The sequence below is a fragment of the Ruegeria sp. AD91A genome (assembly GCF_003443535.1).
Lineage (GTDB): Bacteria > Pseudomonadota > Alphaproteobacteria > Rhodobacterales > Rhodobacteraceae > Ruegeria.
Genome location: NZ_CP031946.1, coordinates 1,385,023 through 1,406,382 on the forward strand (window position 1 = coordinate 1,385,023; position 21,360 = coordinate 1,406,382).

Genomic DNA, 21,360 nt, shown 5'->3' on the forward strand with positions numbered 1-21,360 from the left:
TTTTTGCAATTCCGCTGATAGGTTTCAGGTGTTTTAAAGCTAGCTTTCATCCTTAGACCGTGCGGACATCCATTGATCGATCCGCGCAATCTGTTCGGGCGTCAGCCGCAAGCCCAATTTGTTGCGGCGCCAAACCACATCTTCGGCTGTGCGGGCATATTCCTTGTCCATCAGCCACGCGACCTCTCGCACGGTCAGGGTTGCGCCAAAGTCCTCTCCCAGATCGGATACCTGTTTCGCATCTCCCAAAACGTCCCGTGCTTCTGTCCCGTAAGCTCTGATCAAGCGGGCAGCCCAGGTTTCGGTCAAAAAGGGGAAGGCCGTCAAAAGATCGCCTTTCAGGGTTTCGACAGCATCCACCGGAAAATCACCCCCCGGAAGTGCGACACCAGCGGTCCAGGGGCCGGGCAGGTTCGGGAAAAACTCACCAACCTTTTCGAGCGCGCTTTCTGCAAGCCTGCGATAGGTTGTGATCTTGCCGCCAAACACATTCAAAACAGGTGCCCCGCCCTGCGCATCGACTTTCAACGTGTAATCCCGTGTCGCAGCAGTGGCACTGCTTGCTCCGTCATCATAGAGAGGCCGTACGCCGGAATAGGTCCAAACGACATCGTCGCGGGTCACGGCACGTTTGAAGTATTTGGACGCGAAGGCGCACAGGTAATCCTGCTCGGCCTCGGTACAGACCGGTTTCGTGGCCGGGTCCGGATGGTCCTGATCCGTTGTTCCGATCAGGGTAAAATCCTGCTCGTACGGAATGGCGAAAATGATGCGGCCATCTTCGCCCTGGAAAAAGTAGCATTTGTCGTGATCGTAAAGCCTGGGCGTCACGATATGACTGCCCCGCACAAGCCGCACGCCCTCGCGAGAGTTCACACGGATCTTGGTTTGAATGATGTCGCCCACCCAGGGTCCGCCTGCATTGATCAGCATTTTGGCCCGGACCAAACGGGTTTCACCGCTGCTTCGATCCCGAATGGACACTTCCCAAAGATCACCAACCCTCTCGGCCGAGGTCACTTCGGTTCGGACCATGATCTGCGCGCCGCGTGCCTCGGCGTCACGCGCATTCAGGACCACCAGTCGCGAGTCTTCGATCCAGCAGTCAGAGTATTCATAAGCTGTTTCAAACTTGTCCTGTAGAGGGGCGCCCTCTGGTGCCGAGCGCAGGTTCAACGACGTCGTACCCGGCAAGATTTTGCGCCCGCCCAGATTGTCATACATGAACAGACCCAACCGGATCAGCCAGGCCGGACGCCGCCCCCGCATCCACGGCATGACCGTGCTGAGCAGCCGAGAGGTCGGCGTTTCCGAATCGAACCGCATGTCCTTGTGGTACGGCAGCACAAAGCGCATCGGCCAGCTGATATGCGGCATCGCGCGCAGCAAGGTTTCGCGTTCGATCAGGGCTTCGCGCACCAGACGGATCTCGAAATACTCCAGATATCGCAACCCGCCATGAAACAGCTTGGTCGAGGCTGACGATGTCGCCGAAGCCAGATCGTTCATCTCGGCCAATGTTACTGAAAGACCCCGTCCGGCAGCATCCCGTGCGATGCCGCAACCGTTAATCCCGCCGCCAATGATGAAAAGGTCTGTGATCTGGGTGTCCGTCGACTGCATATCCATTGATTCCCTGCGAAACACGGTTACGGGCATTAGCCAGAACACCCTTCGCTTCGTCAATGTTTATGTTCGTTTTCTTTCTTTTTGCAACGCTGGTATGTATTGCAAGCAAGTTGTCTTGCCAAAACCAACAAAAAGAACAAAAACGAAAACGTATCTTCTGCGCCGGAACCGCTCATGTCCCTGTCTTTTCGCCAATCCGACATCTTGGAAATCGCCAGCGCCGAAGGACGCGTTACGGTCGACGGCCTGGCCGAACGCTTTGGTGTCACCGTCCAGACAATCCGACGCGACCTGACAGAGCTTGCAGATGCGGGCAAACTGGACCGGGTTCATGGCGGTGCGGTTCTGCGATCAGGCGTCTCAAATATCGGATACGAAGACCGCCGTGCCTTGAACGCTGACGCCAAGACCCGCATCGCGCAGGCCTGCGCGGCCGAAATCCCAGACGGTGCGTCGGTTTTCATGAACATCGGAACTTCGACCGAGGCCGTGGCAAGACAATTGCTGAACCACAAAAACCTGATGGTGGTGACGAACAATATGAACGTTGCAAACATCCTGATTGAAAACTCCGACTGTGAAATCGTCATGGCCGGTGGAGTCCTGCGTCGAACAGATGGCGGTCTGATCGGCACCCTGACCGTGTCGACCATCCGGCACTTCAAATTCGATCTCGCCATCATCGGGTGCTCAGCACTGGATACAGACGGAGATCTTTTGGACTTCGACTTTCAGGAAGTTCAGGTCAGCCAGACCATTATCGATCAGGCCCGCCGTACTTTTCTGGTGGCCGATCACTCAAAGTTCCAACGCTCGGCCCCGGCACGCATAGCTTCGATGGCCGAACTTGACGCGGTCTATACCAATGCGCCCCTGCCCGGCACCCTGTGGCAGCGCTGTCGCGAATGGCAAACAAACGTTGTTATCTGCGGTTAAGCAATCGCACCTTTCAACGCTCAGGCGGGTCGCGCGGCTTGCCAGACGGGACCTGGCCTGACACTATCCATTGTAAAAGGAATTGTGCACGGGAGGGGAGAACCGGGCCATGATTGCGCTTTTATTTGCATTACTTACCGCCACGATGGCGCTTAACTATTTCAATCTGACAAAGGCTGGCAACGTGCTGTTTTTCGCCACGTTGGCCCTGTGTGTGTATTGGCTGAAATTCCACGCCACCACCCAGCTGACAATTCAACTCTGAGGGGCTTGCCATGACACCTGAACTGTCCCGCACCCTCAACGCGATAGGAATGCTGGCCGTCTGTCTGGTTCTGGCGTTGGCATTTTTCTATCAAGTCGTCCTTTACGAACTGCCCTGCCCGCTTTGCCTGCTGCAGCGCGTCGGACTTGTCGCCGTCGGCGTAGGAATTGGTTTGAACCTGCTCTACGGCGCGCGACCGCAACATTATGCCATCATGCTGATTGCGGCCTTATATGGCGGCAGTGTCTCGATCCGGCAAATTCTTCTGCATATCGTGCCCGGAACCGGGCACTACGGTTCTCCTATTCTGGGGCTGCACTATTATACTTGGGCCGGAATCGCCTTTTTCCTTGTTTTGCTGGGCACATCGATCATGCTGTTGTTTGATCGCCAATACGCGGACCCTTCAAGTCAGGAACCAAAGTTCGGCGGAAATCCTCTGGCCAAAATCGCATTTTTCGTCATGCTGGCACTGGCAGTGCTGAATGCCGGATCGGCCTTGTTGGAATGCGGACCGGGTATCTGCGCCGACCCGCCGACAAGCTACAAGGTGATTGACGAATTGGACGCAGGCAACTGAAGATACCTTAACCTTCCCCAAAAGGAGGCACGAGCATGGGACTACTGGGACAGCCGCTTGGCTATTACGACTACCTCACTTTCGTGGCACTGATCCTGCTGCTGGCAGCGGTGATGGCGTTGTTTCTGTTCCTTATGGGTCTTCCGGGGCGGATCGCCATCAAACGCAATCATCCCCATGCCGAAGCCGTAAAGATCATGGGCTGGATGGGGTTTCTGGCCGTGGTGCCCTGGGTTCACGCCTTCATGTGGGCGTTCCACGACGGTGTTACAGTCGACATTCGCCGTGGCCCTGATGAGGAAAAAGACGCTATTCGTGATGAAATCAACCGTCTGGGTGGCGATGTCAGGCCTGAGTATCAAGATCGTCTGGACACAGACGGTACACAACAAAGCTAAGGCCAAAGGAAGTCACAAAACATGTTCGTCGCCCTTGGCATCACGTTATTTTACATCATTTTTGTCTGGCTTATCTTCTTCAAGCTGGAATTGCTGAAATTCAACATTGCCTGGGGCATTGTGTCCTTCTGGGTCGGTGCGCATCTGCTGCTGATCTTTCTGGTCGCATTGCGGTTCTTCCAGCCCTTCTCGGTCGACAGCCATGTGGTGCGTTCGACCATACAGATCATCCCAAAGCTGACACAGCCAACGATCCTGACCGAGGTTCTTGTGGAACCCAATACACCGGTCACCAAGGGCGATCCGCTCTACCGCTTTGATGACACGGTGTTTTCACTGGCGGTGAACAATGCGCAGGCGCAGTTGGTCGCCGCCGAACAGAATGCCAAAATTCTGGAACAGGATGTGATCGCGTCGACCGAAGCAGTTGAACGTGCAAACGCGCAATTGGCCTACGCGCAGACTCAGCAAGCACGCTATGAAACTCTCGTGCCCGCCGGTGGAGCGCGGCAAGACGATCTGGACCGCTGGAACGAGCAGGTGACAGAAGACCTTGCCGCCGTCAAACAAGCCGAGGCAAATCTGGAAAAAGCACAGTTGGCTGTGGAATCCCAGATAGACGGTGTGAACACGGGTATTCTTCAGGCCCAGGCGCAATTGGCTGAGGCCAGATATTTCCTCGAAAACACAACGATCTACGCACCAGAAAACGGCATGATCGTTTCGCAGCAAGCGCGCCCCGGGCTGGTCGTCGGCGATGTTCGACTGGGCGCGATTGCCAGTTTCGTGACCGAAGACAGCCCCTACATTCTTGCGACCTACCGCCAGCAAAACCTGAAATTCGTGGAACCAGGGCAAGAGGTCGAGGTGGCGCTGGATCTTTACCCGGGTGAAATCCTGACCGGTAAGGTCGAGGCGATCTGGTGGGCCACGCGGCAAGGGCAACTGATCCCTTCAGGCCGCCTGCCCGGCTTTGAACTGCCGAAACTGCCCGGTCGAATTGCCGTGCAGATCACCGTCGATGTCCCTGAAGGGCACACTTTCCCAGCTGGCGGCCACGCCGCAGTGGCGATCTACACCGGACAGGGCAAAAGCTTTGAGTTCCTGAGACGCATCAACATCCGTCTCTATTCCTTCGCCAACTTCATCCGACCGCTGGATATCTGAGGATGCGCGCCATGACACTCCGCCGGTTGATGGGAACCGCACTTTGCGCCGCCACTTTGGCGGCCTGCACGCCCGTGGGGCCCGATTTCGTGCGGCCGAACTCTCCGGTCGTGAAACAATGGATCGAGGTCAACACACCCAGCGCCGGCCAAGGCGGCCTGACAACGCGCAGCGCACCCGTGGTTAAATGGTGGGAAACATTCAATGACCCGACCCTCAACCGGCTGATTGCCGAGGCCTACGCCCAAAACCTGACGCTTCAGGTCGCGGGGGCACGGGTGCTGCAAGCGCGGGCACAGTTGGGGATTGCTTTCGGCGAATTGTACCCGCAATCTCAGGCCATCGGTGGGTCATTGCAGCGTCGGCAGATCAGCGACAACCTAGGGCCTGTTGCCGATATCAACCGGATCATCCCCCTAGATACCGAATTCTCGACGTCGCAGGTTGGGTTCGATGCCCAGTGGGAACTGGATGTCTGGGGCGCGCAGCGGCGCGGTGTTCAGGCGGCTCGGTCAAATCTGGCCTTGCAGGTCGCAAACTATGATGACGCATTGGTGACACTGACCGGCGACGTCGCCGCGCTCTACGTCAATATTCGCGCGTTGCAGGAATCTTTGGCAGTAGCCCGGGAAAACATCAAATTGCAGCAGGAATCGGCGGACCTGACCCAGCTGCGATTCAACAACGGAGTCACGACCGAGCTGGACGTTCAGGAATCCACAGCCCTGCTCAACAATACCAAGGCCTTGGTACCCGAGCTGGAAAGTGACCTGCAACAGACCAAGAATGCTTTGGCCGTGCTGCTGGGGACCACGCCATCCCGGATGACAAGTCTTCTTGGGAATTCCGGTCGTATCCCGTCTGCGCGAACAAATGTGGCCGTTGGCGTGCCGGCAGAACTGTTGCGCCGCCGCCCGGATGTCCGCGCGGCAGAACTGGCCGCCGCGACGCAATCGGCACAAGTGGGCATCGCAATGGCTGACCTGTATCCGCAGTTCGTGCTGTCGGGCGCGATCGGTTTGCAGGCATCGGGCGGGCGCGATCTGTTCAGCGGCAACAGCACCACCGGTCTGGCGAGTGCTGGCGTAGTCTGGAACGTGCTTAATTATGGTCGCATCAAGAACAACGTCCGCGCGCAGGATGCGGCATATCAAGCGCTGATTGCCAATTACCAGAACACCGTTCTGACCGCGTATTCCGAAGTGGAAAGCGCGATGGTCGCCTATACGCAAGCGCGAAAACAGGTTGGGTTCTATCAGAAAAGCGTCGATGCCTCACGCAAGGCCGCAGATATCGCCATAAGCCAGTACACGGACGGCATCGCCAGCTATTCGCGCATTCTGAACACGCAGACCGCGCTATTGCGGTCGCAGGCCAACCTGATCGAAGCGCGGCAGCAGGTGTCCAGCAATCTGGTTGCGGTTTACAAAGGTCTGGGCGGCGGATGGCAGATCCGTCAAAACCAAGAGTTCCTGCCTGAAACCGTGCTGGCCGAAATGGCCTATCGCACCGACTGGGGCGATCTGCTTGAAAAAACCCCGACCCGAGCCAGCCTGAACTAGAGGCTACTTGGTCAACCCGCGCAGACCGCCCGAGATCAGGATATTGACCTCGTAAAGGATGCGGGGCGCGGCGAACCCGCCGGGGCTGGCCAGATAGTTGGGGCTCCATTCCGGGTCGAATTTCTGTTTGAAGGCGCGCAGCCCTTCGAAATGATAGAACTGCTCGCCATGCTCATAGACAAAGCCGCCGATGCGGTTCCAAAGCGATGCAAGTTGACGGTTTTCGATCCCCGAGAACGGCGCCGCACCCAGCGAGAACCAGTGGAACCCCTGCTGTGATCCCCAATTCATCATTTCCGCAAAAAGTGCATCCATGACAAAGCTTGGACTATCAGGTTCATAGCGCATCAAATCCAGTGACAGCTCGGATTTGTTGCCGCCTTGAAACAGGTTGGCAAAGGCCATGATCTTGCCTGTTTTACCGTCACGCAGAACCGCATGATCAAAATAGGACAGGTACTGATCGTCAAATCCCCCAAGTGCAAAGCCCTTTTCAGCACCCGCCTTTTGTGCCAGCCAATGATCTGAAATAGCGCGCAATTCCGGCAAAACCGAGGCCAGGTCTTCTTTCGGAATGATCTCGAATACATAGCCCTCCCGCTCGGCCCGGTTTCTGGCCTGCCGGAACCGCTTGCGCGACTTTCCATCCAGCGAGAAATCCTTTAGCGGCACCCGCGCGACCTCGCCGATCTTCAGTATCGACAGCCCCAAATCCAGAAATGTCGGCAGGTATTTGGTTGAAACACTGTAGAAGGCACACAGTTTTCCCTCACGGTCCGCCATTTCCCTGAGCTGCCAGATCAATTGCTGCCCCGCTGCTTCATCGCCGACCGGCTCTCCCTTCGAGATCAGAGCGTTGCCCGTGTCTGCGTACGCAATGAATGCAGTTTCATCCGGTGAGATCAGGAACTGTTTGTCACCGGTAAGCGAGATTTGGGATTCGGTATCCTCGCACTCCATCACCAGCCGTTCGACGACACCGGGGATTTCCGTGCGCACAGGTGTCGGAATCTCTCGCCCGAACAGGGAGTTCACGGCCACAATCCCCACGATCACCGCTACGACAAGGCTGGAGCGCAAAAAGCGCGAGGCGTCTCCGTTCCAGGCAAATTCCCACCACAGGGCGTTCTGGTACTCGACGTGGGAATAGGTGAACAGACCGACCCAGAAGATGACTGCCAACAGAACCACGACGCTGATCAGCCAAGGGATATTCAGCCTGAAAATCGACGCGCCACTGACCCGATAGAACGCCCCGCGGAACATGGCCAGAAGGCCAATCGTACCCAGCATCGACAGCGCTTCGTGAGTATCCAGTCCCTTTGCCAGCGAGGCAAAGAACCCGGCCACCATCAACAACATTGCCACCACCCATGCGCGGTAGAGCTTTCGAAACAAACCGCGAGACACCAGCAAAAGCAGTACTCCGACAGCACTGCCGGCAAGGTGCGATGCCTCGACAAACGATAGCGGCAAAACCTCTCTCAGAACGCCAAGGTTCTGCGTGCCCGCTGGCAACGCTCCGGACACCAGCAGGATCACTCCGGCCACTGCCGCAATCCCGGCTGCCACCATAGGAACGATGGGGCGGATGACCCGATAGACCCATGTCGCGGCCCCACCGATCCTGTGCCTCTGCGTCAGTGCGGACGCGACCGCAATGGACACGCTGGCGATACCGAACGGCAAGAAGGTGTAAACGACGCGATACAACAACAAGGCTGCGATCACATCCGAACGTCCCGACACCCCAAGCCCCGCGATCAGCGTGGCTTCGAATACCCCAAGCCCGCCCGGCGCGTGGCTGAGGATTCCAACGGCGATTGCTGCAATGTAGATCGTGAAGAAATAGGGATAACCAACGCCCAGATCGTCCGGCATCAGGACATAGAGCGCCATGGACGCGCCAACCAGATCTCCGATAGCGGCCAGTGTCAGCAAGCTGGCCAGTTTGCCGCCTGGCAAATCAAACCCTATACCGGCTACGGCCAACCGCCTGCCCCCGCTGGACAACCATATGAACATCGCGACCAATGCCCCCAAAAGGCACAATCCGATGACGGTTTCCACCGTTTCGCTGACAGGCATCACTTTGGAGATTCCGTCCGGATGCACGGTCAGCAACACACCCAGAACCAGAACAAGCCCCATCCAGAACGCGACCCAGGACGTTGCGATAACCCCGGCCACCCGCCCCAGATCCAATCCCAGAGACGCATAAATCCGGTACCGGATCGCCGTCCCGGTGATGTAGGAAAACCCCAGGCAGTTCGATACGGCATAACCGCTAGCCCCTGCCAATCCGGCTACAGGCAAAGGCACTTTGCCGCCTGCCACACTCTGCACGGCAAACACATCATAGAGCGATAGCGAAAGAAAACTGAACGCAGTCCAAAGCAAGGCGAAAAACATAAGTTTCCACGACGTCGTCGCGATATCGGCCTGGACATCCGACCATTTCACATGCGTAGACAAATCATGCAAAACCGTCAGCGCGATCCCAGTCACGAGAACCGGTATCGCGATCCGCAGCCAGGGTTTTTCCAACATAGCCGTAAGCTTTTCAACCCAGTGCACCGCCAGAGGTTCACCGTCACTTTCCGCATTGGTCATGCTGCACGTCCCCGCCGGTTTCTGATCGCAGATACCACGTGCGGCTCACCCGCCCGTCGACTATCAATACTTCATCTACCAACAGACTCTGGCACATTTTGTTTTTATCTCAAAGCGCTAGAGCCGCCCCCTGCGTGTTGACAGCAAAAGGTTCGTTTCCGAACGCGTCACACCGTCGATCTTTCGGATCTGAAACAGAACCTCATCCAGTTCGGCCAGAGTTTCGGTGCTGATCTCGGCGATCAGATCCCAACTGCCATTTGTCGAATGAACCGCCGTCACCTGACGCATGGCTCCGATCCGGGCCATCACGCGTTCTGTTCCGCGCCCTTCAATCTCGAGCATCATCAATCCGCGCACCGGGCTTTGCGCCAGATCGCGACGAGTCAAAACGGTGAAGCCGACGATTTCACCGGACTGTTTCAGCCGCTGCAACCTGCTGCGCACCGTTGTGCGCGTCACGCCCAGCGTTTCCGACAGCTCTGACAGGCTTGCCCGAGCATCCCGCTGCAACGCATTGAGCAGTCGATTGTCCAATTCGTCCATAGCGCTTTCTCATAAAGAATTTTCCGAGACCATTTTGAGCAATTTGCTGACTTCACGCAAGACAGTATGACGGCCTAAATGAACATATGGAACTCAAGGATATCATACTGGTTGGCGCCCCGATGGACGCCGGAAAACGCCGTCAGGGATGCCGGATGGGCCCTGATGCGTATCGCGTGGCAGGGTTGGAGCAAGCGCTGTCTGATCTTGGTCACACCGTTCACGATTGGGGCGACGTGCAAGCCGCAAGCGTCGACATTCCCCAACACCCGCACCTGTTCGCCCTGCCCGAATGTGTGGGGTGGACACAAGCTATCAGCAAAGCTGCGCAAGACGCGGCGGGTCAGGGTATTCCTATTTTCATGGGGGGCGATCACGCCCTGTCCATGGGTACGGTTGCCGGGATGGCCGCCCATGCTGCTCAGATCGATCGCCCCCTGTTTGTACTATGGCTTGACGCCCACAGCGACTTTCATACTCCGGACAGCACGGGCAGCGGCAACCTGCACGGCACGCCGGTGGCGTATTTTACCGGCAGACCCGGGTTCGAGGACTTTCCCCCTTTGCCCGCCGTCATACCGACGGATCGCGTCGGCATGATCGGATTGCGCTCTGTCGACCCGGCGGAACGAGCGGCGCTGGAACAGGACCGCGCCATGCTGGCGGATATGCGCAGCATAGATGAAAATGGCATCAAAGCCCCCCTGTTGGCCTTTCTGGATCGCGTCAGGGCTGAAAACGCTCTGCTACACGTGTCGTTGGATGTCGATTTCCTCGATCCGGCCGTGGCACCCGCAGTCGGCACGACTGTGCCCGGCGGTGCGACCGAGCGCGAAGCCCATTTGGCCATGGAACTGCTGCATGAAAGCGGGCTTGTCTGCTCACTGGACCTGGTCGAACTGAACCCGTTTCTGGATGACCGGGGCCGAACCGCAAAGCTGATGGTCGATCTGGCTGCCTCTTTGATGGGCCGCCGTATCTTCGATCGCCCCACCCGGAGTTTCTGATGCTGTCTCTTCAAGCGCCATCTGCCGTTGTCATGATCCGGCCACACGCTTTTGCATCCAACCCGGAAACACGCGATGACAATGCCTTTCAAACGCTGAGCACCGTATCCGCCGAGGCGACATCGGACGCGGCCAGGGATGAACATGATCGGGCGGTGCAACAATTGCGCGACGCCGGAGTCACTGTTCATGTGTTTGACGATTTCGGCGACCTCAACACACCTGACAGCGTTTTTCCTAACAACTGGTTCTCAACACATCCCGGCGGCCATGTGGCGATCTACCCGATGTTTGTGCCATCGCGCAGGCGCGAACGCCGGAACGATGTAATCGAGCTGCTCAAACAGGAATACCGCGTGCAAGATGTCATCGACTATTCCGGGCTGGAACAAGACAACCTGGCTCTGGAAGGAACCGGCGCGATGGTTTTGGATCACGTGGCCCGCATCGCTTACACGGTGACGTCCAATCGCGCGGATCCGGTCTTGCTGGAACGGTTCTGCACGCATTTCAACTATGAGCCAATCGCCTTTGAGGCCCGCGATGCCAAGGGCCGGGACGTTTATCACACCAACGTATTGATGGGAATCGGCACGCATTACGCCTTGATTTGCCTCGATATGATTTCGGACCCTGTTCGCCGCCTGACCGTCCACAATCGGCTGGAGGAATCCGGTCGAACCGTCATTGACCTGACCCATGACCAGATCGCCGAGTTCGCGGGTAACGCCATTGAGCTGACAGGGCGGGATGGGTTGGTGCTGGCCCTGTCCCGCAGGGCACTTGCCGCCCTCACACCAGACCAAATCGCAACAATCCAGAACAGTGCAACACCGTTGCCGCTGTCCGTTCCAACAATTGAAACCGCCGGTGGGTCCGTGCGCTGCATGATTGCAGGCGTTCATCTTGCCCGCCGATAGGAGAGCACTATGCAACCTTCAGACAAGGCCCTGGTACCATTCGTTTCCGTCGACAACATGATGCGACTGGTACACCATATTGGCGTCGAACAGATGATCATGCAGATTGCTGCACAGATCGAATCCGATTTCAAACGATGGGAAAGCTTCGATAAGACACCTCGCATTCCGGCGCACTCTCCTCATGGCGTGATTGAGCTGATGCCAACTTCGGATGGCGAGGCGTACGGGTTCAAATACGTAAACGGCCATCCCAAGAACACTTCCGAAGGGCTGCAAACCGTTACTGCATTCGGCCTGCTGGCAGACGTCTATACAGGATATCCGACGCTGTTGACCGAAATGACAATGCTGACCGCGCTGCGCACGGCGGCGACTTCGGCTCTGGTCGGGCGCTATCTGGCCCCGAAAAATGCCAAGACAATGGCCATGATCGGCAATGGCGCACAGTCCGAATTCCAGTGCCTCGCCTTCAAGGCAATGTGCGGGATCGACACCGTTCGGCTTTATGACATCGATCCGAATGCCACATCGAAATGCACCGCGAATTTGCAGGGCAAGGGCCTGACCGTCATCCCTTGTAAGACGCCGGAAGACGCCATCGAAGGCGCCCAGATCATCACCACCTGCACGGCAGATAAGAAATACGCAACGATCCTGACCGACAACATGGTTGGACCCGGCGTCCACATCAACGCCATCGGAGGCGATTGCCCCGGCAAGACCGAGTTGCATCGTGACATCCTGTTACGTTCGGACATCTTCGTCGAATACCCTGAACAAACCCGGATCGAAGGCGAAATTCAGGCGCTGGATTCGGATCACCCCGTGACCGAGATGTGGCAGGTCGTCACCGGCGCCGCCAAGGGGCGCACCGATGAGCGGCAGATCACTTTGTTCGACAGTGTTGGCTTCGCAATCGAGGATTTCTCGGCCCTGCGCTATGTGAAACAGGCGATTGAAGGCACAACGTTCTTTGAACCTCTGGACATGTTGGCGGACCCGGACGATCCACGCGATCTGTTTGGGATGTTGATGCGGGCCGGATAACGCATTGTGGCGATGGGCTCTGTCCCTGTCGCGCCATGCACGCCTCCCCCGCAGTTTCAAGGGCCAGATGAAGCAAGGGATCCGAACTTCATCTGGCCACAAATATCCCGGAGCGCGAGGCAGAGCCTCGCTTCCGAACTACCCCGCAAGCGATGGCAAGTAGAGAACAATACCCGGGAAAGCCACGAGCGCTGCGATGGTCAGGGCGTCGGCAATGAAAAAGGGTGTGACACCCTTGAAAACATCCTGAACACTCAGGTCCGGGCGCACACCGGCAACGACAAAGCAGTTCAGCCCAATGGGCGGTGTAATCAGGCAAAACTCAGCCATTTTGACCACCAGAATACCAAACCAGATCGCACACATCGGGCCAGACATTCCAAACGCGCTGTCGGCGGCACTGACGGTTTCACCACCGTTCAAGGCCATCACCGCCGGATAGACCACGGGCAAGGTCAAAAGCAGCATCCCTATTGCATCCATGAACATGCCCAACACCGCGTAAGCCAGTAGAATGCAGATCAGGATCATCATCGGCGACATCTCGAGCCCCGTGATCCAATCCGAGAAGGCACCGGGAAGGTCGGCGAAACCAAGAAACCGCACATAGATCAGAACGCCCCAGATAATCGAAAAGATCATTGCTGTCAGCTTGGCGGTTTCCAACAGCGCGGATTTGAACTCGGTCCAGCGCATTCCGTGGAACAGAGCGAAACAGAATACGATGAAGGCGCCAATGGCACCGCCTTCTGTCGGTGTACCCCACGCCTTTTCACCAAACGGGTTGTAGACAAAGCAGATGATAATCAGGATGACGGCGACAATCGGGAAGGCACCGGGAAGTGCGGCAAAACGCTGTTTCCAGGTAAACCCCGTGACCGATGGGCCAACGGATTTGAAAATCACGGCAATCCCAACGATCAGCAGACCATAAACGATTGCGGAAAACGCGCCCGGAATAAAACCCGCCAAAAGCAGTTTGCCGACATCCTGCTCGACGATGATCGCGTAGATCACCAGAATGGCCGAAGGTGGAATCAGGGATGCCAGCGTCCCGCCCGCGGCAACCACACCGGCTGCAAAGCGTTTGTTGTAGCCGACCTTCAGCATTTCCGGAATCGCGATGCGGGCAAAGACGGCGGACGTCGCAACCGAAGCACCGGACACCGCAGCGAAGCCGGCAGTGGCGAAAACGGTCGACACTGCCAACCCTCCAGGAACCCATGCGACCCAGCGTTTTGCTGCCTCGAACAAGGCGCGGGTAAGTCCCGCATAATAAGCCAGATATCCAATCAGGATAAAGGTCGGGATCAGGCTGAGAGTGTGGGACGCGACCTTGGAATGTGGCACCTGCCCTGCGGTTTTGACCGCCACTGTCAGCGCCTTGCCAAACCGGTTCGGGTCGTAGCCGAACTTGGCCCAGAAAATCCAAACCAGCCCGATAAGCCCTGCCAAACCTGCTGCGAACGCAACCCGCATGCCCACCACGACCAGGACCAGAAGGACGCCTGTGACCCAGAGGCCAATCTCAATCGTGTCCATGTATCAGTCCTGCCCTTCGAACTGTTCGGCCTCTGCCGCTGCCTGCGCCGCTGCATCCTGTATCAATGGAACTGCCGCCGGAGCGTCCAGATCCAGCCAGAAGGCCCGACCATACCCCCAGACCTGTAGCGCAAGGCGCAGGCAGAGAACGGAAAATGCAACGGGTGCCAGCAGCTTGGCCGGCCACAAGGGTATGCCGATGTCGATCGAACTGTCCCGGCTCCACATTGGCGCGCCGAAATCAAACGATCGGTCGAAATGAGACCAACTGCCCCAAACAAGTGCCAGCATCAGGATCAGGATCAGAACCACCGAAAGCAGTTCAAACAGCCACAAAGCTCGTCCGTGCAAGCGGGAAATGACGATATCCATCCGGATATGCCCCCCATCGCGCTGAACATATGAAATGCCCAGAAACGCGATGAGCGGCATCGCCTGTTCGATCCAGTCCACATATCCCGGCAATGGTGCATTCAGAGCGTTACGGCCACTGACGGACACAACCGCCATAACCATCAGTGAAAAAACTGCGAACCCGCTGATCAGCGCCAGAAACCGTTCCAACACCAGCAATCGCTGATCCAGCTGGCTCAGACGGCTACCGTCTACCAGAACCGTGGCTTGTCCTGCCATTCCGATGTTTCCCTATTGTTTGTTACCGGGTGCCCTGAAGGCACCCGGCTTTGACAGTCAGTTGCCGCCGCGCTGTTGCTTAAGCGTCATCTGGACGAGATCATATAGATCCTGCGCTGGCAGGCCCTGTTCCGTCATGTCCGCAATCCATTTTTCACGGATCGGATCAGCCGCCTTCGTGCGGAACTCTTCAATTACGGCGTCGTCTATCATTACCTTCTGGACACCCTTTTCTTCCAGGACACCGTCCCATTGCTCAAGCAGGCCGCCGTAATTCGCCAGGTAATGGTCGATCGCTTCATCAATCGAGCTGTCCAGAACTTCACGGTGCTCGGCTGGCAGCGCCTCGTAGGCATCAATGTTGACGACAACCGGGCAGTTCACAGTTCCCGGATTCAGGTTCGCGGTCCACCAGTCAGCTTCGTTTATCGTCCCGAACGAAAGGTGCGCGTGCTGTGCAAAGGCCACGGTGTCGACAACACCCGATTCCATCGCATTAAAGGCTTCTGTCGCCGGAACCGATGTTGGCACTCCTCCGACCGCCTCAAAGGCCTGACCAAGGCCACCGGTCGCCCGGACCCGCATTCCGTCAAATTCAGCCAGTTCATCCCGCGGCTCGCCGGTACCGACAAGGTTATACTGCGGCATTGGCGAAGTCATGATGATGCGGGCATTCCATTGTGCCATCTCATCCTTGACCGCCGGATGGTCATAAACTGCATGGCTGACCGCAACTTCTTCCTGCAGGTTGTTCACACCCAGAAACGGCAGCTCCAATACGGTGATCGCCCGGTTCTTGTCACGGTGATAGCCGGCACAGAACTGAGCCATCTCGAAGGCACCGATTTCGATCCCATCCAAGTTTTCCTTGGGTTTGGACAGGCCACCATAGCTGACATTGATGGTAAATTCGCCACCGGTTTTTTCGCTGACCAATTCGGCCAGCTTCTCCACATGTTCTGTAAAGGCGCGGCGCTTGCCCCAGACGGACGCGTTCCATTCTGTTGCGGCGGCTTCGGTTACAAAAGCAACGCCAAGGGCGGCGACTGCGGCACCGCTCAACATCTTTTTCATAGTTTTGTCTCCCATTGGTGCGCCCCCTACCGAGGCGCTTGTCGATCAAGCTAGCGCCAACATTCGATTGTGCCAACCCTGTCCGGGATTTGCGCATTTATCAGAAGAAGCCCCATAAAGTGACAAGAAGACCGGCAGTTCTAAGATTACCAATCCTTGCCCACGCTTTCGACATGCCGGGCACGAAAAGTTAATAACACCTAAATTATTGATTTGATTTAGTATTTCAGAATTATTTTGACTTTCTTTACTAAACACTTGAAGTAATTAAAATTTCTTTACAAAAAAAACCAAGGATTACACCAATTTATTTATTTATTTTCACAACGCGTTAATATTCAAACTTGGGGAGGAACGGGATCGACATTGCCCAAATGACCGGCAAAGATTCCACAAGCAATCCAGTCCAGAGGGAGGAGCCTCAAAGATGACCACCGCTGCCCAGGCAGATGCCAAGACTTATCCGCCATCCGCAGAAACCGTCGCTCGTGCGCATGTCGACGCCGCAAAGTATGCCGACATGTATGCAGCCTCAATCAGCAACCCCGACGCGTTCTGGGGCGAGCAAGGCAAGCGCATCGACTGGATCAAACCCTTCACCCAGGTCAAGGACGTCAGTTACGATTTTGGCTCGGTCAAGATCAACTGGTATGCTGATGGCACGTTGAATGTTTCGGCCAACTGCCTGGATCGCCATCTGAAAACCCGCGGCGACCAAACCGCGATCATCTGGGAACCAGATGATCCAAATGACCCGGCTCAGCATATCTCGTATGCGGAATTGCATCGCCGCACCTGCCGGATGGCCAATATTCTGGAATCTCTGGGCGTGCGCAAGGGCGATCGCGTCGTCATCTATCTGCCGATGATCCCTGAGGCCGCTTATGCCATGTTGGCCTGTGCACGGATCGGCGCAATTCACTCCATCGTTTTCGCGGGCTTCTCGCCCGACGCTCTGGCCGCACGGATCAACGGTTGCGACGCCAAGGTTGTGATCACCGCAGATGAGGCCCCGCGCGGAGGTCGCAAAACGCCATTGAAGTCCAACGCAGACGCGGCGTTGCTGCACTGCAAGGACACGGTGAAATGCCTTGTGGTCAAGCGCACTGGCGGTCAGACCACCTGGATCAACGGTCGCGACTATGACTACAACGAAATGGCACTTGAGGCGGACGACTACTGCGCCCCTGCCGAGATGAGCGCCGAAGATCCGTTGTTCATTCTGTACACGTCAGGTTCGACCGGTCAGCCCAAGGGCGTTGTGCACACCACCGGCGGCTATCTGGTCTATGCCGCGATGACACATGAGATCACCTTCGATTACCACGAAGGCGACGTGTATTGGTGCACTGCGGACGTGGGTTGGGTGACTGGCCACAGCTATATCGTATATGGGCCGCTGGCCAATGGTGCGACCACGCTGATGTTTGAAGGTGTGCCGACCTTCCCGGATGCCTCGCGCTTCTGGCAGGTTTGCGAAAAGCACAAGGTGAACCAATTCTATACCGCACCCACCGCGTTGCGCGCGCTCATGGGGCAAGGCAACGAATGGGTCGAGAAATGCGATCTGAGCGATCTTCGCATTCTGGGCACCGTAGGTGAACCGATCAATCCCGAGGCGTGGAACTGGTACAACGACGTTGTCGGCAAAGGCAAATGCCCTATCGTGGACACCTGGTGGCAGACTGAAACCGGTGGTCACCTGATGACCCCACTGCCCGGCGCACATGCGATGAAGCCAGGCTCGGCCATGAAGCCGTTCTTTGGCATCGAACCGGTAGTTCTGGACCCGCAATCCGGCGTCGAGATCGAAGGCAACGGTGTCGAGGGCGTGCTGTGCATCAAAGACAGCTGGCCAGGTCAGATGCGCACTGTCTGGGGTGATCATGAGCGGTTCGAGAAAACCTATTTCTCGGATTATAAAGGCTACTACTTCACGGGTGATGGATGCCGTCGCGACGGAGATGGCGACTACTGGATCACGGGCCGCGTGGATGACGTAATCAACGTATCCGGTCACCGCATGGGCACAGCCGAAGTGGAAAGCGCGCTGGTTGCACATGCTGCTGTGGCTGAGGCTGCTGTGGTTGGATATCCTCATGAAATCAAAGGGCAAGGCATCTATTGCTACGTCACCTTGATGAATGATCGCGAGCCCTCGGACGAGCTGATGAAAGAGCTGCGCACATGGGTCCGCACTGAAATCGGCCCAATTGCGTCCCCGGATGTGATCCAATGGGCACCCGGCCTGCCGAAAACGCGCTCGGGCAAGATCATGCGCCGTATCCTGCGCAAGATTGCCGAGAACGATTTCGGATCGTTGGGCGACACTTCGACACTGGCAGATCCGTCGGTGGTCGAAGACCTGATCGAAAACCGTGCGAACAAGTGAGGATGTGATGGACGCTGCCACGATCACCACACCCGCCGTTCTCATCCTTCTCGGCCCTCCCGGAGCCGGGAAGGGTACGCAAGCCCGCATGCTGGAAGAGAAATTCGGTCTTGTACAACTCAGCACGGGTGACCTGCTGCGCGAAGCGGTCGCGGCCGGAACCGAAGCCGGCAAAGCGGCAAAAGCGGTAATGGAAGCCGGCGACCTGGTCAGCGACGAGATCGTCATCGCAATCCTGCGGGACCGTATGGCTCAGCCGGATTGCGCCAAGGGCGTCATTCTGGACGGCTTCCCGCGCACGACGGTTCAGGCCGAAGCGCTGGACGGTCTGCTGGCATCGAACAACCAGAAGATCGACGCTGCGATCAGCCTTGAGGTGGAAGACGCAGAAATGGTGATCCGTATTTCGGGCCGCTACACCTGCGCTGGCTGTGGTGAAGGTTACCACGACCAGTTCAAGACGCCTGCCGAAGAGGGCAAATGCGACAAGTGTGGCCATACCGAATTCAAGCGCCGTGCGGATGACAATGCCGAAACGGTGGCTTCGCGTCTTGCAGCGTACCATGAGCAGACCGCGCCACTGATCACCTACTATGACGGTCAGGGCGTGCTTCAGCGCACAAACGCCATGGGTAAAATCGAAGACATTGCCAATGATCTTGAAGGTATCGTCGGCGAAGCAATGAACTAGGGGGTGGAGAAGAGCCGCAAGGCTTTGATCCCAAACAGAATACTTCATTGAACCGCTTTGGCGGTCTGGTGGAGTTTTGCCTGACGCCACGTGGTGTTTGGCACAAGTGAGAAACGGCCCGACGCACTGGAGGACTTGGGCACTGGGCCGTCCAACGAGGAAGCGAAGGAGGAACCCGCAATGGCGGATCAATCTACCAACTCCGCGCAGACTGCCGAGTCCGATAAGGGCTATTGGCAGGCCAACCTGCGCCTCATCTACATCAGCCTCGCAATCTGGGCGCTGGTGTCATTTGGATTCGGCATTCTGCTGCGTCCGATGCTGTCGGGGATCGCCGTAGGCGGGACCGATCTGGGCTTTTGGTTCGCACAACAGGGATCGATTCTGGTCTTTCTGGTGCTGATCTTCAACTACGCCTGGCGCATGAACAAGCTAGACGCCGAATACGGTGTTGAGGAGTAAACCCCATGGATCAGTTTACCATCAACCTGCTGTTTGTTGGCGCATCCTTCGCGCTGTACATCGGCATCGCGATCTGGGCCCGAGCTGGGTCCACATCTGAATTTTACGCTGCGGGTCGCGGCATCCATCCTGTCACCAACGGTATGGCAACGGCGGCGGACTGGATGTCTGCGGCTTCGTTCATCTCGATGGCGGGTCTGATTGCCTTCACCGGCTACGACAACAGCTCGTTCCTGATGGGCTGGACCGGTGGTTACGTGTTGCTGGCTCTGCTGCTTGCACCCTATCTGCGCAAATTCGGCAAGTACACCGTGTCCGAGTTCATCGGCGACCGCTTCTACAGCCAGACCGCGCGCATCGTTGCGGTGATCTGTTTGATCGTTGCTTCGGTGACATACGTGATTGGTCAGATGACCGGCGTTGGCGTGGCCTTTGGTCGCTTCCTCGAAGTGTCGAACACATCCGGCCTGCTGATCGGTGCAGCCGTGGTATTCGCTTATGCAGTGTTTGGCGGAATGAAGGGCGTGACCTACACTCAGGTCGCTCAGTACTGCGTGCTGATTACCGCCTACACCATCCCCGCGATCTTCATCTCGCTGCAGCTGACCGGCACGCCGGTTCCGGCGCTGGGTCTGTTTGGCGACACCGCCAGCGGAGAACCCCTGCTGACCAAGCTGGACGCCATCGTAACCGAGCTGGGCTTCAATGAATACACGGCCCACCACTCGAACACACTGAACATGGTGCTGTTCACCCTGTCGCTGATGATCGGTACTGCGGGTCTGCCGCACGTCATCATGCGCTTCTTCACCGTTCCCAAAGTTGCTGACGCACGTTGGTCTGCTGGCTGGGCGCTGGTTTTCATCGCTCTGCTGTATCTGACTGCCCCTGCGGTTGGTGCCATGGCGCGTCTGAACATCAGTGACATGATGTGGCCCAATGGTGGCATCGAAGGCGGCGCGGTTTCTGTTGAACAAATCGACAATGACGCACGCTATGACTGGATGGCCACCTGGCAGAAAACCGGTCTGCTGGACTGGGAAGACAAGAACGGCGACGGCAAGATTCAGTACTACAATGACAAGTCTGAATCGATGCAGGCACTGGCAGAAGAAAAAGGCTGGGTCGGAAACGAGCTGACCAAGTTCAACCGTGACATCCTGGTTCTGGCCAACCCCGAAATCGCCAACCTTCCGGGTTGGGTAATCGGTCTGGTCGCGGCTGGTGGTCTTGCGGCTGCCCTGTCAACCGCTGCGGGTCTGCTGCTGGCAATCTCGTCGGCTGTGTCGCACGACCTTATCAAAGGTGCGATCAACCCGCAGATCTCGGAAAAAGGCGAGCTTCTGTCAGCGCGGATCGCAATGGCTGTTGCCATCGTTGTCGCAACCTACCTGGGTCTGAACCCACCGGGCTTCGCGGCGCAGACAGTGGCGCTTGCGTTTGGTCTGGCGGCGGCTTCGATCTTCCCGGCGCTGATGATGGGGATCTTCTCGACCCGCATCAACAACACCGGCGCGGTCACAGGCATGCTGGCTGGTCTGACCGTGACACTGGTCTACATCTTCCTGCACAAGGGCTGGCTGTTCATTCCGGGCACCAACTCGTTCACGGATGCAGACCCCCTGCTGGGTCCGATCAAGTCGACCTCGTTCGGCGCGATTGGTGCCATGGTAAACTTTGCAACAGCCTACATCATTGCAGGTATGACCAAAGAAACTCCTCAGGAGATCAAGGATCTGGTCGAAAGCGTACGCATTCCCCGTGGTGCGGGCGCAGCTCAGGATCACTGAGTATGATGCGGTTGTCGGCACTTGCCTTCGACCGCGTCTTTCGATCCACTGTTCCCGCCCGGCATACCACCGGGCGGGATTTTTTAACCAGAATACCGGAGAC

Annotated in this window: 19 protein-coding genes; 13 read left to right on the top strand and 6 right to left on the bottom strand. The window is 57.1% G+C overall.

Annotated elements, in window-relative coordinates; translation table 11 throughout:
• Positions 1–39 precede the first annotated feature (39 nt).
• Positions 40–1,623, bottom strand: a complete 1,584-nt coding sequence (gene glpD, locus D1823_RS06960) for a glycerol-3-phosphate dehydrogenase (RefSeq protein ID WP_117872781.1) — start codon at positions 1,621–1,623, stop codon at positions 40–42.
• A 180-nt stretch (positions 1,624–1,803) separates the two neighbouring features.
• Here glpD and D1823_RS06965 point away from each other — a divergent pair, with 180 nt between their 5' ends.
• The 6 genes from D1823_RS06965 (at position 1,804) to D1823_RS06985 (ending at position 6,537) form a co-directional block, all read left to right on the top strand.
• Positions 1,804–2,565, top strand: a complete 762-nt coding sequence (locus tag D1823_RS06965; RefSeq protein ID WP_117872782.1) for a DeoR/GlpR family DNA-binding transcription regulator — start codon at positions 1,804–1,806, stop codon at positions 2,563–2,565.
• Positions 2,566–2,674: 109 nt separating this feature from the next.
• Positions 2,675–2,830, top strand: coding sequence for a DUF5993 family protein (locus D1823_RS21870; protein WP_162896778.1), 156 nt, complete (start codon positions 2,675–2,677; stop codon positions 2,828–2,830).
• 10 nt (positions 2,831–2,840) lie between these two features.
• Complete coding sequence (locus tag D1823_RS06970) at positions 2,841–3,410, top strand: disulfide bond formation protein B (RefSeq protein ID WP_117869229.1); 570 nt, start codon at positions 2,841–2,843, stop codon at positions 3,408–3,410.
• Between the two features lie 35 nt (positions 3,411–3,445).
• The gene (locus tag D1823_RS06975; RefSeq protein WP_117869230.1) at positions 3,446–3,808 is read left to right on the top strand and encodes a DUF3302 domain-containing protein; all 363 of its coding nucleotides are present in this window, start codon (positions 3,446–3,448) and stop codon (positions 3,806–3,808) included.
• A gap of 21 nt (positions 3,809–3,829) precedes the next feature.
• The gene (locus D1823_RS06980) at positions 3,830–4,975 is read left to right on the top strand and encodes an HlyD family secretion protein (RefSeq protein ID WP_117869231.1); all 1,146 of its coding nucleotides are present in this window, start codon (positions 3,830–3,832) and stop codon (positions 4,973–4,975) included.
• A gap of 11 nt (positions 4,976–4,986) precedes the next feature.
• Positions 4,987–6,537 (top strand): efflux transporter outer membrane subunit, encoded by a 1,551-nt coding sequence (locus D1823_RS06985; RefSeq protein ID WP_254683810.1) that lies wholly within the window; start codon positions 4,987–4,989, stop codon positions 6,535–6,537.
• 3 nt (positions 6,538–6,540) lie between these two features.
• On the opposite strand, the gene mprF is transcribed toward D1823_RS06985, so the two are convergent.
• Positions 6,541–9,150, bottom strand: coding sequence for a bifunctional lysylphosphatidylglycerol flippase/synthetase MprF (gene mprF, locus D1823_RS06990; protein ID WP_371415297.1), 2,610 nt, complete (start codon positions 9,148–9,150; stop codon positions 6,541–6,543).
• A gap of 117 nt (positions 9,151–9,267) precedes the next feature.
• Positions 9,268–9,696 carry an Lrp/AsnC family transcriptional regulator gene (locus D1823_RS06995; protein WP_117869233.1) on the bottom strand — a complete coding sequence of 143 codons (429 nt, stop codon included), beginning with the start codon at positions 9,694–9,696 and terminating at the stop codon, positions 9,268–9,270.
• An 86-nt stretch (positions 9,697–9,782) separates the two neighbouring features.
• Between D1823_RS06995 and rocF the strand changes: the two genes are divergently transcribed.
• The 3 genes from rocF to D1823_RS07010 are packed head-to-tail and all read left to right on the top strand — an operon-like array spanning position 9,783 to position 12,673.
• Positions 9,783–10,703 (top strand): arginase, encoded by a 921-nt coding sequence (rocF, locus tag D1823_RS07000; protein ID WP_117869234.1) that lies wholly within the window; start codon positions 9,783–9,785, stop codon positions 10,701–10,703.
• Complete coding sequence (gene ctlX / locus D1823_RS07005; RefSeq protein WP_117869235.1) at positions 10,703–11,623, top strand: citrulline utilization hydrolase CtlX; 921 nt, start codon at positions 10,703–10,705, stop codon at positions 11,621–11,623. The genes rocF and ctlX overlap by 1 nt, the downstream gene beginning before the upstream one ends.
• Positions 11,624–11,632: 9 nt before the next feature.
• Positions 11,633–12,673: an ornithine cyclodeaminase gene (locus tag D1823_RS07010; RefSeq protein WP_117869236.1), complete on the top strand. Its 1,041-nt coding sequence runs from the start codon at positions 11,633–11,635 to the stop codon at positions 12,671–12,673.
• Positions 12,674–12,811: 138 nt separating this feature from the next.
• Here the strand turns inward: D1823_RS07010 and D1823_RS07015 are convergent, their stop codons facing one another.
• From D1823_RS07015 to D1823_RS07025, 3 genes are read right to left on the bottom strand one after another with little or no spacing between them, the layout of a single operon-like run.
• Positions 12,812–14,215, bottom strand: a complete 1,404-nt coding sequence (locus D1823_RS07015; protein WP_117869237.1) for a TRAP transporter large permease — start codon at positions 14,213–14,215, stop codon at positions 12,812–12,814.
• 3 nt (positions 14,216–14,218) lie between these two features.
• Positions 14,219–14,848 carry a TRAP transporter small permease gene (locus D1823_RS07020; RefSeq protein WP_117869238.1) on the bottom strand — a complete coding sequence of 210 codons (630 nt, stop codon included), beginning with the start codon at positions 14,846–14,848 and terminating at the stop codon, positions 14,219–14,221.
• 57 nt (positions 14,849–14,905) lie between these two features.
• A complete protein-coding gene (locus tag D1823_RS07025; protein WP_117869239.1) occupies positions 14,906–15,922 on the bottom strand; it encodes a C4-dicarboxylate TRAP transporter substrate-binding protein in 1,017 nt (338 codons plus the stop codon).
• A 427-nt stretch (positions 15,923–16,349) separates the two neighbouring features.
• On the opposite strand from D1823_RS07025, the gene acs reads away from it, so the two are divergent.
• From acs to D1823_RS07045, 4 genes are all read left to right on the top strand, one after another.
• Entirely contained in the window at positions 16,350–18,314 is a 1,965-nt protein-coding gene (acs, locus tag D1823_RS07030; protein WP_117869240.1) for an acetate--CoA ligase, read from the top strand.
• A 7-nt stretch (positions 18,315–18,321) separates the two neighbouring features.
• Positions 18,322–19,005, top strand: a complete 684-nt coding sequence (locus D1823_RS07035) for an adenylate kinase (RefSeq protein WP_117869241.1) — start codon at positions 18,322–18,324, stop codon at positions 19,003–19,005.
• Positions 19,006–19,185: 180 nt separating this feature from the next.
• Complete coding sequence (locus D1823_RS07040) at positions 19,186–19,467, top strand: DUF4212 domain-containing protein (RefSeq protein ID WP_117872784.1); 282 nt, start codon at positions 19,186–19,188, stop codon at positions 19,465–19,467.
• A 5-nt stretch (positions 19,468–19,472) separates the two neighbouring features.
• Entirely contained in the window at positions 19,473–21,257 is a 1,785-nt protein-coding gene (locus tag D1823_RS07045) for a sodium:solute symporter family protein (protein ID WP_117869242.1), read from the top strand.
• Positions 21,258–21,360 lie beyond the last annotated feature (103 nt).